A 14,345-nucleotide genomic window follows, 5' to 3' on the forward strand; every position below is an offset into this window, starting at 1 on the left:
GTATAATATTTTTACAAAAACGAACACTGATGATAGAATAAATAATGAGCGATTAGGTATTTTTTCTCACAAACGAAATGTCCTTTGTTGGGTGGAATTTGTTATGCCAAAATGTACTATTAGATTATTACTCGATGCCGCACATCTCGCTTATCGTATTGAAGGAAAAGATAATAAGCTTCGCGATGACGAACACGAAACGAGTGAAGGCTACGTCCATACAAAGCGATTAACAAAGGGTATCGCTCAAGCAGGATATAAGATACAAGCTAAAATAAATCCCGAAGCAGTAAACTCTGAAGGTCTAGCGGCTGTTTGTCTTGAACCAGACGATGACAAATCTCCTATTATCATCTCGTATAGAGGAACATCGTCTTTTAAGGACGTGTATTCTGATATTAATTTAACCTTGACTGGCACAGTAGGAAAAAAATTACAGGAAAAAGCGTTTGATTTTTATGAGAAAGCAAAAAAAGATTTTCCAAATAGAGAGATAATAATCGTCGGACATTCTCTAGGAGGACACATAGCTCAATATGTCGGAGCTCGAGCCTATGACACAGATGAAGACTTGCGAGACTCAAGAAAATTACATGTGAGAACATTCAATACTGCCTCTATCGATTCACTCCATGGCCGATCATTGACTAAAAATCACCCTAATCTTCTTGCTCAATTTTGTAATTACAGACTAGACATGGATATTGTCAGTGGGCTACGCGTTCCACAAAATTTAGGTGGATTACCCACTCCACGATATTATGGAAACACCTTTTCTTTTTGCACAGACATAAACAGGCTCGCAGCCCATCCTTTAAGGGCAATGAGAGACGTTCTTCCTGACTCTGTAAAAAATTTAGAAGTAGGCGGAACCGATGAAGCCCACAGGGATTTGAACACTCTGAAAGAAGCCGTTGCAGGTATAAAAGAAGCCTATGCTGCCCACATAAAGGGGCAATGGTTTGCTAGGTATCGAATGGGTAGCCAAAATAAAAAAATTATTGATGAAAAATTAGATCAAGTTACCGCTGCTTTAAATGAAAATCCACCTAATTTTAAAATAGCAAAATTGGAACTTAAATTTGCCATGAGTCAAACATCTGGCCCTACCTCGTTTAATTGCCTTGATTTTTTAATTAAAGAGGTTAAGTTTGTTAAGAGCGAATGGGCTGAGGATTCGACACTCTTGAACGTTAGTACACCTCAAAATAAGATTTAAATTTCATAAGTACTTCACTTCATTCATAAAAGATATTTTTCCATAGATTATGAGTAAGGCTATAGTTCAGATTAAACCATTCACTGTTTATTACCACCATATAGCCAGTGGATTTGCTGCAGCCACTGCCGGTTCTGGGACCACCTTTACCCTTGACTCAATGAAAAAATTTCCGCCTTCACAAGACCTGATTGAATCAAGTTATCCATTAAACTCAATATCATTGCTAAAAAATTGACAATACTTTCAGATCCAGCTGCTAATTCACGTAGTGTTAATCATATCCTAATAATTATTTAGTATAATAACCAACCCAAGTGTTCTTTTTTAGTTGATTAAATTTTATGCCTGATAATTTTGGTTTCGCTGAAATTAGTACTATTGAAGATGCCACTGCTGTATGGCAATCATTTTTTGGTCGTTTTTTCTCGCCAGAAATTCCACCAGGTGTTGATGTCACTTTTGATCCAACACTACGCGTGTTTGCTCCTAGAGAAAATAAAAATGCTAAATACAAACATCCTGGGTTCATAGACCCCAATACAAAGCAGTTTCCTGTAGATCCAGAAAGAACCCTACATTCTGATGATTTTGATGACTTTTTAAATGGCAATAAAATTACTATTCCGCCACATATCACTCTTAATGCAGAAGGCTTGGAACGAGTTGCAAAAGCAATTGCACTTGGTGATTTTGAAGATCCAGCCTTAAACGAAGAGGATCATACTTTTTACGCGTTATGGCTTTTCAAACAGAACAAAATCACCCGACAACAAATGACTACAATACTCGCCAGAGCTCAAATTCCTAAAGAATATCCTCTGGAGAAAACGTTTCCTATATTTGCTAAAGATGGGAAACTTACCCAAGAAGCTATTGAATTACTCTTTCCAGCCATTGCAAAAAGCATCTATGGCGAACCACTGACTAGGGAGCAGAAAGAACGATTATGCTACCTTATTTTAGCAGCCCCCAAATCAGAACAAGTTTTTTTTATTTCAAAAAATAATCCGAAAATTATTGCTCCACCGAACACGCGTATCCAACTCGGAGATGCTCTACTGAGAAATGGTTCTTGGCATAGGGCAACATATCAAGGAGAAGAACATGATCTTTACTTATCTTTGGGTGTTATTGAAGCACTGCAAATTGCAAGGTATGGAGCACATGGAGCTGCTGCCAATCGTGCCAAAATAGGAAAGGTAGGAATTGATGCAGTCAAAGAGGCCGTTGAATATAACTATAGGCCGACAGCAATTAGTCTCAATGATAGTGGCGTTGAAACACATACAACAGATATCCATGGTTATGCTGACACTCCAATGCCAGTAATAACAGAGCATGATGTGTATCATGCGAAAATACAAAGCACCCTCAGACCAGATTTCAACCTGATGTTAAATCATATGCATCAGATTATTTCTCAACATACGAAACTAAAATGGTCAAAAACCATGTGGGAATTGATAGACCGTGAGTTTCTTGCCTTTGTACATCCCACAAAAAAGATGAAATTGAAAAGTGGTGAAGAGCGTTTCATTGAAATGCTTCATCGTAAAGATCGGGATCAAGCGCGTTTATTCAGAAGCTACGACCCTCCACTGTTCAGCGATGATGGATTTGCCATAGTTTGGCATATGGTGAATCAAAGTGATGTTTGGAAAAAACTCTATCACGTCGATATTAATCGTTTGGGCTATCCATATGGTATGTTAATCAAGCAAATTAAGGCTTTTCAAAAGACGCTTGATGGTATTGACAAGGAGAAGAAGAAAGAAGTAGCCAGTCATCATAAGCACACTGAAATACTTACACTGAAGTATCGTTTGTTTGGTAGAACCTCTCCTACTGAGTTCAAAAAAATGTGCCAATTAATTGATGCACTTCAAGACCAGTTAATTCCTGAAAAAGATACAATCACTAACAACGTTCAAAAATTGATATTTGGAAAATATACTGATGGAGAGGATAAGAATTTAACCATACTTAAATTCAAAAATTTTGGCAAAGAAGTATTAATTGATGAAAACTCAGTAAAAGAAATAATTCCTATGCTGATTGACATGCAGCTTAAATTTGGCGAGAAGAATCCAGAAAAAGTAAGGAACGAAGTGGAACAAATCGCCAAGCAATTCAAAAGCACTTATCTGGAAAGTACTTTCTCAAAAAAAGCACTGGAAGCTTCGATTCAAACGTTCTCAACTATGAGCGAAAAACTTGATTTTCTTGAGGCATGTTATGAAAAAATAATTCATTCAAAGGAATATACTCAACGGCACGCCACTGTAGATAATCTATTTGCCTTTTTTAAAAATCCATTAACTACATCGCAACGGAAACATATCATTTTATTAAAAGAGCAACTCAATGAATTAATGACTGAATATGAAGAATCAAATCATTTAAATGAAGAAAAAAGGGAAGAACTACGATGGTATATCAAAAATCGTGGCTCCAATCTGGCTCTTTGTAATACTGATCGGTTTTATCTACACCTAGATTGCACGGTTCCTTCCGCCAATCAAGATATGAAACATTAGAAACTAGGACCTTTTATTAGGAACACCATAATAAAAATCAAAGCCCTGTCCTTAGATGCTCTATTTCATCTGGCTATAATTGATTTCAAGTTTCTGCATAGGGACTATGTTTCATCGTAGCCGACGGTCTTGAACAAAAGCCCAGGACAGTTGCTACTTTCTCCCGCAAAGGTTCACTATAAAATTCATAATGAGCTCCACTGACTCATCGATTAAATATTGGGACGTATCAATCACCATTTGTTTGCTTTCCCAAGGTTCATAGTGGCGATCCAAAACATCTTGCCATGTAGGCAGTTTGTGCCCGTCTAAATCAGCAATACGTCCTTCTACCCGATTTTGGTGAACTCTTGTATCAGAACAAATGAGTTCAATCTCTATAAAATCTGCTCCCGCTTGTTTGGCAACTTGCTGCCAATGTTGGCGTGTTATTGCAATCGGATTAACCGAGTCGGCCACCACGTTTAAACCTAAGGCCAAATTCTCTCGAGCGACTGCATAACTGATAAAGTACCCCTCTGAACCTACTATCAATGAATCAGGATAGCCATCTAAGTTAATTAAAGCCTGCTCAATGGTATCTGCTCTGAGATAAACTGCCTTTATACGCTGGGCTATGATTTTAGAAATCGTAGTTTTTCCTGTCCCCGGCAACCCACCAAAAATAATTAACATCGCTCGATGGCCTTTTATAAAGGTTTGTAGAATTTTTATTATTTTCCTTTTTTCTTAAAAATGTGCAAGCTTATCCTTATCAAATTTTGTTTTACTTTAATTATCTGGGTATCTTTTAGCGCAAGGGTTTCCTAAAAATGATTCAAAGCGTTTTGCTGTATTGAGTTGATAAATATTCTTTATAATCGCCTCTGCTTTCTTCACAAGCTTTTTTGTAAGATTGTTTTCTAAATTCCTCAGAGCAAAACATACCTTCTTTTTTGAAAAAAAGATGAATTTGTCGGTTTGTTTTATTAGAGTATTTTAATAAACCTTCGCTGACTGCGGTTTTTACATTCGTTTTAAGCAACTCGAGTTGATTTGAACAAGCCATTTGTTTGCTATGTCCTGTTTTTGCCAACTTCTCGTTTTGAGAGGGAGACGCCTCTTTTTGCAGAGTATTGGTAATTAATCTGATTTTTTTATGCAGTATTTGCATCACTGACAATACATATTGCTTTCTGTTTTCATGCATTTGATCATAAGCAACGGGAAGTGCATTTTCTTTTGAAAAGCAAATATTATTGATCACCATATCGAGCGTTTTTCTGAGTTTTGTATCGACACCATAAAGGCCCTGCTCGATGCGTTTTCGAATTTCATGAGCTTCTTCTAATAATGGGGAGATAATTTTGGTGTATTCCCGCTTTAGCTGAGTATCTGTTTGAGTGGATAAAAAGTAAGCCCAATTTTTTTTAAATTTCCCTAATACATGATTGTCATTATACAAAGATAATTTAGATCCCGGCTTAGCAACTCGATATTCGCCACCTACAATCCAGCTTAATAAAAAATTATAGGCCTCTACGCCCGTCATGAGTTTGCAGGCTTTATTTTTATCTTTGAGTTCTTCTAATAATTCAGCAAAAGCTTTTTGATCTTCAACATCATTAAAGATAAAGATATGCCTGACACAAGAAACTGAGTGAATAGGTTTTACCAAGTCTTTGAATCGCTGTATGGAATCTTTAGTCCTGCCATTACCACGATTTAAGGTGAGTTCAATCACTCTAAATTTTTGAAAATCTAAACCCATGTGTACCCCCCGAGATTAGAAACTATTGAGATTTCTTAACAATCAACATGTAGACTGGTTCTGCGGTTTCCACCTACTCTGATCATGCGCAATGATTCATTTAAAAACACTAAGGCATGTAGATAAACCAATGGTATATTAAAATGATAATTTGATAAAAACAAGACAAGAACAACCATGGAGCCAAGAGCTTGACTGGACTTTATTGCTTGAGCTAATTCAAGAACCCCAGCACTTTTATGCTGAGAATTCCCAATCGAGAGTTCGTTATTAACGGCAATGACGGCGAAGCGAACAAACGTAGCCTGTGAGCAGGTTCATACACCCCCACCCCAGCTCCCACTGCATTTCTCAGACTACGTTTGCTTGATTTACTGCACCGCAATAAAAATGGCTGGGTACATGGGCTTCTTTATTTACCTATGAGTATAAAAATTGCAGCCAGCAAAGCAACCACAGCGGTTATGGTGTTGGGAATTGCAACTCCAGGAGCCAAAACACCAAGAGCTACGATAATCAGGTAAACAGCGAGAAGAATAAAACCTACATTTTTAGTGAATCGCATAATTTAATCCTTTATTAATTTGGTCCTAAACACTAAAACATCTAGAAATGAATTTTTGATTATTCAATAGTACCTCCTAATCTTTCAAGGTTTCAGGTGACATAAGCATTTTATATATTTCGCCAACATGCATTTCTTCTTCTTGAATCATTTTTCTGGCAAACTCTTCAACTAATACTGACTTTTTTTCTGAATGGTGTGCTAGTTGATAATACAAATTCAAACCTTGTTTCTCATGCTCAAGAGACTCCTCCAAAATAGTTCTGATATTATGCTCATGAGTCTCTAATAATGTGCCAATTTTAAGTGTAGGGTGATAGGAAAAATGGGTGATAAGCTCCCCTATTAAATGAGCGTGACTTAAGCTCTCTTGAGCCTGATCCCGCATCCATTTACAGATAGGAATACGATTAAAACCAAATATCATAAAAGAGTAGTGGGTATAGCGCACAACCCCCGCCATCTCAAGCTCTAATAATTTATTTAGAGTTTTTATGATTGCATCATCAATTGTTTCAGGCTCGGGTCTTCCATGTGTCATAGCTCATTCCTTTAATTAGCATATGTAAGAGTATAGAATAATTCAAAAGAAGTATGGGTTGAGATTGGGCATTATGCTCCCAACAAAACAATCAATCCAACAAAGTACAAAAGGAGGCTGGAACTTGAATTTTGCATTACAGCCCCTGCAAAATTCAGTCTCTGACCTACGATTTCTTAAGACATTCGGCACACTTCCCGGCCGCCGTGAAATCACCTCTATTATAAACTTAACATGGTACCTTGCTCAGGTTTAATTAATTCGACACCGATATCATTTTCCTGGGACAATTCATTAATAACCTGCTTTCTTGTATCCTCTTTCGAATTTGAAAAGTCCACTAATCTGGGTTTGATGTGAGTCACAATAATTGGTAATCCTCGTAGTGCGTTTTTTAAATCTAAAGGATCAACAATTGACGCCAATTGACGCAACTCAAACATAAATAAACTTGGTTTTAAATGCCCAAATAATTTGTCATCGGGTTGTGAGTTTAAAAAGGAACACTCTAGCATGATGGCATGAAGCTGCTTATTTCGTATGAGTGGCGCGATCTCCTTCCAAATAGTTCCCATATTTGTCGATTTTTCAATGCGATCAGCACCCGTATCCCCAAAATATAAGATATATTCTGTCTTATAACGTATTAAAAATGCGCTTGATGCCATTCCACCATGACTTAAAGGGAACGTTTTTACCTGCAGATCGGTATTAGGAATAGCAGTCCATTGCAGTAATGGCATGGTTTGATAATGCTGATAATTCAAGTGCGGAATTTCACCCTTATCACCAAAATTTCCCCAAACAGACCAATTAAAAATATTTTTCTGCAATGCCTGCATGGTTTCTTCGCGAGCCATAATTGTCTGCTGCTCTCGCAATTCGGGTTGAGCCATTACAAGCCCCATCAGATGATCAAGATGTGCATGAGAAATGAGATAAGCGGGAATATGTTTTTGCAGCAAATCGTCAATATTTTTATTAAATACCGATTGCTTGTGGGCGGTAACTTCAAGCCCTCGCATCAAAGTCCCCCCATCAAGAGCTGTATAATTTTCGCTCTCAATTGTTTTTAATAGGTAAGCAGATAAATTTCCATCTTTTAAACCGCCATAGACCCCAAGAGGAATAATTTCGAACACGGGTGCAGAAGATGCTACATCAGACAACAAAAAAATAAAAATCGTAATCAATAACTGACGCATGGGACCTTCCTTAGAGGGTTCGGGTAATTTTGTAAAATAATATAGTATTTACAATTGCCGCAATCAAAGAGTTTATCAGCTAGAAAATCAGCAGCTTTATTCAAGTGACTTTATAATAAAACTTGATTGCAGGGAATGTGTTCGTTATTGTTTAATCAAATCTCTCGCCCGGGACAGGGTATTTTCAGCTATTAGAATAAATTGAGTGTCATATGCAGCCGGTATGATGGGTCATACCATTTAAGGAGCAAAAGGTATTAACAGTCTACCCGTTTGTACCGTGAGGGTAGCCATTTTTATTCTCAGCTTGGCAGCTATATGACTTGAGTCAACTTTTCAGGGTAAATAATTTTGGGAATGAACGTCTACTGGTTCATCAAGATGCTCATCATTCATGATAAAAATTTCTTTTATTTCTTCAGGTCTAGGCCGAGTGTCAGGATTCGGAGATAACATTGGGAGTAACATACGCATTATCTTATCTTTTTCGTATTCACTGAGTTCGGAATCCTCAAGATAGATAAGATCGCTGTCAAATGAACCCTTTTTACTTGCATGGTAAACTCCTTTTATGCCTAATTTAGGATTAGGTTTGCTTCTTTGTTCTCCCCAAAGTTCACCGAGAATGTGCCCTAAAGCAAACACATCACTCGCTGTACTACTCCCATCTCCCTCGAATCGCTCGGGAGCCATATATACCGGGGTACCCCTTATCATTGGGCCAGCATCGTTAACCTGTATTTTCTTGGCAAAAGCGAAATCTATAAAAGTCACAATGGGCAACTTAGGGTTAGAAAGATCAACCATTATATTTTTAAGAGCTATATCATTGTGTACTAATCCTCTCCCCCATACTTGTTCTAAATATGCCTCGAGAATGGCGCGGGAGATTGCTTTTCGTGTTGGCGTGTCCAGTGGTTCCTTTGGCTCCCCATACAAAAGATCATGTAAGGTAATCCCGGGTGCTTTTTTAATGATTAAATACGCACAAAGTGCTCCATCATTATCTCTAAAAAAGACAGGTTGCCTTACTTTTAAATGACCCGCTTGTTTGGTTCGTTTATATTCCTCTTTTATGCTTTTACGCCATATTGCTTCTTCTTTATCTTGCTTAAAGAAAATGAATTTTCTAACTCTCTCTTTCTGTGGTTTTAAAGATGTCGGTATAAATTCAAGCCCCTTTTCGTTAAAAATTAACTTCCCCTCAATCAGGTCAATACGTCCATATTTTCCGCTGGCTGCATGGCCGTCTCTCATTACCTCAAAACATTCACTGATACCGTCCTTTCCCAAGCGCCAATTCAGTTCGTGGGTTAGTTTAAATCGGATGTGCTCATGTGTATAAACTGTATCTTTTAAAAACACTTCGAGATTATCATCACCCTCCAAAAAATCTCTTAGGAAGGGTACCTGCTCTTGGCTCAACTGAGTAGGGTTGATAATTATCACTGACTGATCAGCTGGATTCGTATTGTTTTCTATTTCCGATTTTGATCTCATATAAGATCTTATAAAAGACAAATTGTGTCGAAATTATACTTTTTAATTATTAAGAAAATATTATTTTTACAAAGAATAGTGTGTATTTATTCCAGACAAATAGTTAACTCAATGATAAATAATGAAATTAAAATGAAATTGGCTTGTGTACGTGTTAAAGTTGGCCAATTTATTATTTTATTCATTTCGGTGTAGCAACTTATGTCCTTATATCAACTGATTAATCGCCAACTGAGCCAAGCAGGTTTTCATTACGAAGAAGAGCAACTTGCACAATTAGATATCATGGAATACATAGTGTTTGAATCAGCAGGCGTATTGCCTTTGCTACAAGGTAAGTCGCTCAAATGTGTCTTTCGTCCAGGTCATAGCAGCAATGTGTTTTTTCCAGTTGGTCAAAAAGTCTCAGCCCTGGAGTTCGGCATTAAAGACGTTGCCTTTAATGGGAACGAAGCTCTGATGAGCGACGAAGAGCAAATTAATTTTTCTCTAATTGCCAATGCGATTGCTGATAAATTTCCAGGGAGTGTTGTTGATGGGGAACATGAATTTTATAATTATTATAATACGCTCTGTGCGGTTATTATTCCCGACCACCATATTGAAAAAGCGATCCAATCCTCTTCTTTGTTCGTAGCAGCCGGTAACTTATCAGAATTTGATCTCGAATCACTTCTTCTAGTAAGAACGAAACTTAATCTCTATAAAATTGCTGATAATAATCTCTCAGCCCTGGTAGATAGGTTAACCATAAGAATCAATACCCATATATCAGAACACTTTGATCAACCTTTAGTTCAACAGGCATTACCTAAAGTAGAAAAAAAATACGCAGCGATGTTGGCCATTAGAAGAGAAGAATATAAATATAATCAATTGCTACGGGAGCTCAAACATAAATTACATGAGCTGGTTCATAAAGGAACGGTTACTTATGAATCTCCTTTTGCCGATGAACGACCTGTTTCGAATCATGAGTTTGACCCAAATTACTTGAGTGTCGCTCCACTTGCTCAATCATTAAAAACTACCTTAAGCGAAAGTGGTGCTGATTTTTTCAATAATCCTATTTCACAAAAAAGCTTTGAGCATTTCAAACAAAAGTGTCACAGTGCAATAACAAGCGCAAAAGATGATTTTGCCAACTTTCGCGGCAGAGGAAGGTGGTATAATGAATTGAATCCCATATTGAAAGCAATTATCGTTTGTGTCAAAGCAATAGCCGGAATTATTGCGGGTCTTACTGTGATTCCAGGCGTGTTGACAGCAATCTACTCTGAACAGGGCTATATTGGAACTTTCTTTAATACTAAAACAGACTCGCTCAGAAAATTAGAAACCTTTGAACACGATCTTTTTTCTAAAAATGGTATTTTTGATGAATTAAATAAAGAAATTCCCCCTACAGGAATGGTCATTTAGATTCAGGGGCGGCGATACATCCACCTTTAACTTTGCCATGCTCATGTTGTAATTCAGCTGGACGACTTTATTGTTATAAGTCATGATGCAAAGAGACACCCAATTGTTGCCAACTATAAAATATCTATTGCTAAGAGTAAGTGCTTCTTGGGTGAAGGAATTTTAAATGATATTCTTTCCTGCCTATATGCCTCTATTTTTGAACAGAAATTTTGCGGATGAGCATCTTGAGACATTGCAACGATTTTTAATGGTAATCGAAGAGAGCGTTTTCTAATACAGGACTAAGAATCAAAGAGGAACTGCAACATGCTGAAAACAAGTCAAGTGAGTGAAACTTTACGGCAATCTGGTATTCGTGCGGCAAGCACGGAGTGTGAAAAAATTGGCGGCATTAATTTAGGTCAGGGTATTTGTGATTTACCTACACCTGAGGTCATTAAACAAGCGGCAATACGTGCGATTGAACAAGAAAAAAATGTGTACTCCGCGTGTGAAGGAGTATTTAATTTACGTCATGCCATTGCTCATAAAATTCAAACCTTTAATAAAATTCCTGTTCAGGCCGAAACAGAAGTTCTGGTAACTCACGGTTCTACCGGTGCATTTATTTGTGCGACGATGTCTTTGTTTAATCCAGGGGATGAAGTGATTTTGTTTGAACCCTTCTATGGCTACCACAAAAATATTTTGGAGCTGTATCAAGTTCATGTTAAAGCGGTACCCATTAATTTACATGACTTAAGCATTCAAATAGAGGATCTTGAACAAGCGATTACCCCTAAAACCCGAGCAATTATCATTTGCACCCCCTGTAATCCTTGCGGCAAAGTGTTTTCAGAGCAGGAATTATTAGCCATTGGTGACATTGCAGAACACTATGATTTAGCAGTAATCACGGATGAAATTTATGAATATATTACTTATCCTGGCTATAAACATGTGTCGTTTGCTCATTTGAAAAATTTTAAAGAACGCACGATCACCATTTCAGGATGTTCAAAAACTTATAATATGACGGGATGGCGTTTAGGTTATGCCAGCGGTCCGGCACATGTCATTGCGAAAATGGCCCTGGTTCAGGACTTAGTCTACGTGTGTCCTGCAACCCCCTTACAACATGCGGCGATTGACGCTTTTAAATTACAAGAAAATTATTATCAAAAAATGTGTCAAACCTATTTGGAAAAACGTGATCATACAGTTCGAGAATTACGTGAGATTGGTTTTGATGTGACCGTTCCTCAAGGAGCTTATTATATTATGGCTGATTTTTCTGGCATGGGTTTTAAAGATGATGCGACCATGACGCGCATATTATTGGATCAAGCCAAAGTTGCTGTGGTTCCTGGACGTTCATTTTATTTAAACCCGGATAAAGGAAAACATGTCTTACGTTTTTGTTATGCGTTGAGTATGGAAAAAGTAGCGCAAGGACTAAAACAGATTAAGGATGGTTTAGTATCCTGTGTTTCCTAAGACATAGACGAACTCCTAGCAGGTAGGTTGGGTCATTTTTTCCCAATCCAGCTTGCTGGGTTATCCCGCAAAACAAACACCGTCGTTTGGATTATGAATAAAAAAATTATTGCTGCAGCATCCTTAGGCACTCTGCTTGAAATGTATGATTACGCTATTTATGGGTTTATGGCGCCAATTTTAGCGTCTCTTTTTTTTCCTATTGCCAATCAACACCTTGCTTTAATTGCAACATTTGCTATTTTTGCAGCAGGCTTTTTAATTCGACCATTGGCCGCCTACTGGTTAGGGAACCTAGGTGACACTATTGGTCGGAAAAAAACATTGACGCTCACGCTCTTAGTGATGACGTTTTCATCAAGCTTTATTGGTTTATTACCTACCTATAAAGCCGCTGGCATTATCGCCCCCATATTGCTCACTCTCTGTCGATTAGCACAGGGTATTTCCGTAGCCGGGGAAATGACCTTGGCAAGTATTTACATCTATGAAAATGTCAGTATGCGTCATAAAGGGTTCGCCGTTAGCTTTGTCACTTTGGGTTCTATTTGTGGTTTGTTACTTTCAATAATCATCAGCAAAATAACTTTGTTATTTTTTACCAAACAAGAACTCATTTACCTTTGGCGTTTCCCTTTTTTAATGGGAATATTCGTTGGTTTTGCTGGAGTTTATTTGCGAAGTAAGACCAGAGAAGTGACCGATTTTTCAAAAGTAATGACAAAAAGACAACATCATCCATTAATAAGTGCCTGGCATTATCGGAAAAAAGCAATTAGTGCTATTTTTCTTCTAGCAATTTTTTGCAATGGTAGTTTTTATACACTTTTTGTTTATATGCCCTCGTATTTACAACAACGCGGATTAGCACTAAGCGTAGCGATGGATGTCATTATGGTGGCAATGATATGTTACGGCATAGGCTTGCTTCTTTCAGGATTTATCTCGGATATTCTGGGAAGACAATTCCCTTTAGCAGTCAGTTTGATTGCCACTGTTTTTGCCAGTCTCCTGATCAATTATTTAATTAACGCAGGAACCTTAGTCCAGATTACTTTGGCTTGCAGTGCTTTAGCGATGATTATCTCTCTTTTTATTGGGAGTGTATTTACCGCCAGTCTTGAACTATTACCACTGGAAGAACGAGCCAGTGGTTTTACATTATTTTTTAACCTAAGCAATTCTTTATTTGGGGGTACAGCACCGCTGATTATTTTACTCTTAAGTTATATTTTCATAAATTTTGCCTTTTCCATTTATTTGATCGCGATGGCTTTGTTGACTCTTCCTGCCCTATGGTTAATGCAAGATAAAAAAACAGCATAGGAACAAGTTAGCCTAATAAAACTTTCGTCATAACCATCAATACCCTAGGCGGAAATGAAAATTAATTCAGTTTGCGCGTAATTCAGATAATAGCTCAAGTTGTATTTTTTCAATTTCCATCATTTTTTCCCATTGGTGTGATAAAAGATGATCGATTTTTTCATGTAAGATACGAATTTCAAGTTCCGCTTTCAAATTAATTTGATAATCATGTTGGGCGCGAATGCGATCTTTTGCCTCCTTTCGATTTTGACTCATCATAATCACTGGTGCTTGAATTGCAGAAAGGCAGGATAGAATTAAATTTAGGAAAATAAAGGGGTATGGATCAGTGGGTTGCCACCAATAAATTAATGAGTTTGCTCCTAACCAAAACGCCATAAAAATGGAAAAAGAGATTAAAAACTTCCAGCTGCCACCAAAACTGGCCATGCTGTCTGCAAGACGATCCCCTAGTGACAATTTTTGATTAAGATGAGGCTCCATATCTATAGACAATAACTCTTTGTCATCCAGCCGATCAAGCACTTTATTCTTCAAGGTTGTCAGTTCATTTTTATCAGATGTGAGCAAATGACGGACATAGCGTGAGCGCATTAGCGCGAGATCTTCATGACATATGAAGTGTTGATCATTCCAATCTGGGTAGAGATGCATAATCTCTTTGCTAATCTCTGGCCGAATTAATTCGCCAGAAATCAGTCTATTGGGAGGAAAAGACTTCTCACAAACCGAACATATATATACAGACTGTTTCATCAGATTTTTCAGTTACCGTTGACAGGAGTTCATCCATTA

The 14,345-nt window shown here is 37.5% G+C and carries 12 protein-coding genes; 5 read left to right on the forward strand and 7 right to left on the reverse strand.

Going from position 1 to position 14,345, the window contains the following annotated elements; translation table 11 throughout:
- Positions 1 to 103: 103 nt before the first annotated feature.
- Both ACF8MK_RS01130 and ACF8MK_RS01135 read left to right on the forward strand, forming a co-directional pair.
- Positions 104 to 1,219, forward strand: coding sequence for an Mbeg1-like protein (locus ACF8MK_RS01130; protein WP_392537828.1), 1,116 nt, complete (start codon positions 104 to 106; stop codon positions 1,217 to 1,219).
- Positions 1,220 to 1,563: 344 nt separating this feature from the next.
- Entirely contained in the window at positions 1,564 to 3,759 is a 2,196-nt protein-coding gene (locus ACF8MK_RS01135) for a hypothetical protein (RefSeq protein WP_392537829.1), read from the forward strand.
- 153 nt (positions 3,760 to 3,912) lie between these two features.
- On the opposite strand, the gene ACF8MK_RS01140 is transcribed toward ACF8MK_RS01135, so the two are convergent.
- From ACF8MK_RS01140 to ACF8MK_RS01165, 6 genes are all read right to left on the reverse strand, one after another.
- Positions 3,913 to 4,434 carry an AAA family ATPase gene (locus ACF8MK_RS01140; protein WP_392537830.1) on the reverse strand — a complete coding sequence of 174 codons (522 nt, stop codon included), beginning with the start codon at positions 4,432 to 4,434 and terminating at the stop codon, positions 3,913 to 3,915.
- A gap of 142 nt (positions 4,435 to 4,576) precedes the next feature.
- Complete coding sequence (locus ACF8MK_RS01145; protein ID WP_392537831.1) at positions 4,577 to 5,509, reverse strand: hypothetical protein; 933 nt, start codon at positions 5,507 to 5,509, stop codon at positions 4,577 to 4,579.
- 412 nt (positions 5,510 to 5,921) lie between these two features.
- Positions 5,922 to 6,074, reverse strand: coding sequence for a hypothetical protein (locus tag ACF8MK_RS01150; protein WP_392537832.1), 153 nt, complete (start codon positions 6,072 to 6,074; stop codon positions 5,922 to 5,924).
- Between the two features lie 76 nt (positions 6,075 to 6,150).
- On the reverse strand, positions 6,151 to 6,615 hold the full coding sequence (locus ACF8MK_RS01155; RefSeq protein ID WP_265704318.1) for a bacterioferritin: 465 nt from the start codon (positions 6,613 to 6,615) through the stop codon (positions 6,151 to 6,153).
- 221 nt (positions 6,616 to 6,836) lie between these two features.
- Entirely contained in the window at positions 6,837 to 7,820 is a 984-nt protein-coding gene (locus ACF8MK_RS01160; RefSeq protein WP_392537833.1) for an MBL fold metallo-hydrolase, read from the reverse strand.
- A gap of 336 nt (positions 7,821 to 8,156) precedes the next feature.
- Positions 8,157 to 9,320 (reverse strand): protein kinase, encoded by a 1,164-nt coding sequence (locus ACF8MK_RS01165; RefSeq protein WP_392537834.1) that lies wholly within the window; start codon positions 9,318 to 9,320, stop codon positions 8,157 to 8,159.
- A gap of 201 nt (positions 9,321 to 9,521) precedes the next feature.
- On the opposite strand from ACF8MK_RS01165, the gene ACF8MK_RS01170 reads away from it, so the two are divergent.
- The 3 genes from ACF8MK_RS01170 to ACF8MK_RS01180 all read left to right on the forward strand — a co-directional run bounded on the left by ACF8MK_RS01170 (position 9,522) and on the right by ACF8MK_RS01180 (position 13,547).
- Complete coding sequence (locus ACF8MK_RS01170) at positions 9,522 to 10,742, forward strand: hypothetical protein (protein WP_392537835.1); 1,221 nt, start codon at positions 9,522 to 9,524, stop codon at positions 10,740 to 10,742.
- Positions 10,743 to 11,051: 309 nt separating this feature from the next.
- Positions 11,052 to 12,221, forward strand: a complete 1,170-nt coding sequence (locus tag ACF8MK_RS01175) for a pyridoxal phosphate-dependent aminotransferase (RefSeq protein ID WP_392537836.1) — start codon at positions 11,052 to 11,054, stop codon at positions 12,219 to 12,221.
- A 93-nt stretch (positions 12,222 to 12,314) separates the two neighbouring features.
- Complete coding sequence (locus ACF8MK_RS01180; RefSeq protein ID WP_392537837.1) at positions 12,315 to 13,547, forward strand: MFS transporter; 1,233 nt, start codon at positions 12,315 to 12,317, stop codon at positions 13,545 to 13,547.
- Positions 13,548 to 13,613: 66 nt separating this feature from the next.
- On the opposite strand, the gene ACF8MK_RS01185 is transcribed toward ACF8MK_RS01180, so the two are convergent.
- Positions 13,614 to 14,306, reverse strand: a complete 693-nt coding sequence (locus ACF8MK_RS01185; protein WP_392537838.1) for a DUF1003 domain-containing protein — start codon at positions 14,304 to 14,306, stop codon at positions 13,614 to 13,616.
- Positions 14,307 to 14,345 lie beyond the last annotated feature (39 nt).

The sequence above is a fragment of the Legionella sp. 227 genome, assembly GCF_043161935.1.
In the GTDB taxonomy this organism is placed as follows: domain Bacteria; phylum Pseudomonadota; class Gammaproteobacteria; order Legionellales; family Legionellaceae; genus Legionella; species Legionella sheltonii.

Coding starts and splice junctions, on each gene's coding strand:
- ACF8MK_RS01130 (WP_392537828.1), top strand. CDS start 104: ATGCCAAAATGTACTATTAGATTATTACTCGATGCCGCACATCTCGCT.
- ACF8MK_RS01135 (WP_392537829.1), top strand. CDS start 1,564: ATGCCTGATAATTTTGGTTTCGCTGAAATTAGTACTATTGAAGATGCC.
- ACF8MK_RS01140 (WP_392537830.1), bottom strand. CDS start 4,434: ATGTTAATTATTTTTGGTGGGTTGCCGGGGACAGGAAAAACTACGATT.
- ACF8MK_RS01145 (WP_392537831.1), bottom strand. CDS start 5,509: ATGGGTTTAGATTTTCAAAAATTTAGAGTGATTGAACTCACCTTAAAT.
- ACF8MK_RS01150 (WP_392537832.1), bottom strand. CDS start 6,074: ATGCGATTCACTAAAAATGTAGGTTTTATTCTTCTCGCTGTTTACCTG.
- ACF8MK_RS01155 (WP_265704318.1), bottom strand. CDS start 6,615: ATGACACATGGAAGACCCGAGCCTGAAACAATTGATGATGCAATCATA.
- ACF8MK_RS01160 (WP_392537833.1), bottom strand. CDS start 7,820: ATGCGTCAGTTATTGATTACGATTTTTATTTTTTTGTTGTCTGATGTA.
- ACF8MK_RS01165 (WP_392537834.1), bottom strand. CDS start 9,320: ATGAGATCAAAATCGGAAATAGAAAACAATACGAATCCAGCTGATCAG.
- ACF8MK_RS01170 (WP_392537835.1), top strand. CDS start 9,522: ATGTCCTTATATCAACTGATTAATCGCCAACTGAGCCAAGCAGGTTTT.
- ACF8MK_RS01175 (WP_392537836.1), top strand. CDS start 11,052: ATGCTGAAAACAAGTCAAGTGAGTGAAACTTTACGGCAATCTGGTATT.
- ACF8MK_RS01180 (WP_392537837.1), top strand. CDS start 12,315: ATGAATAAAAAAATTATTGCTGCAGCATCCTTAGGCACTCTGCTTGAA.
- ACF8MK_RS01185 (WP_392537838.1), bottom strand. CDS start 14,306: ATGAAACAGTCTGTATATATATGTTCGGTTTGTGAGAAGTCTTTTCCT.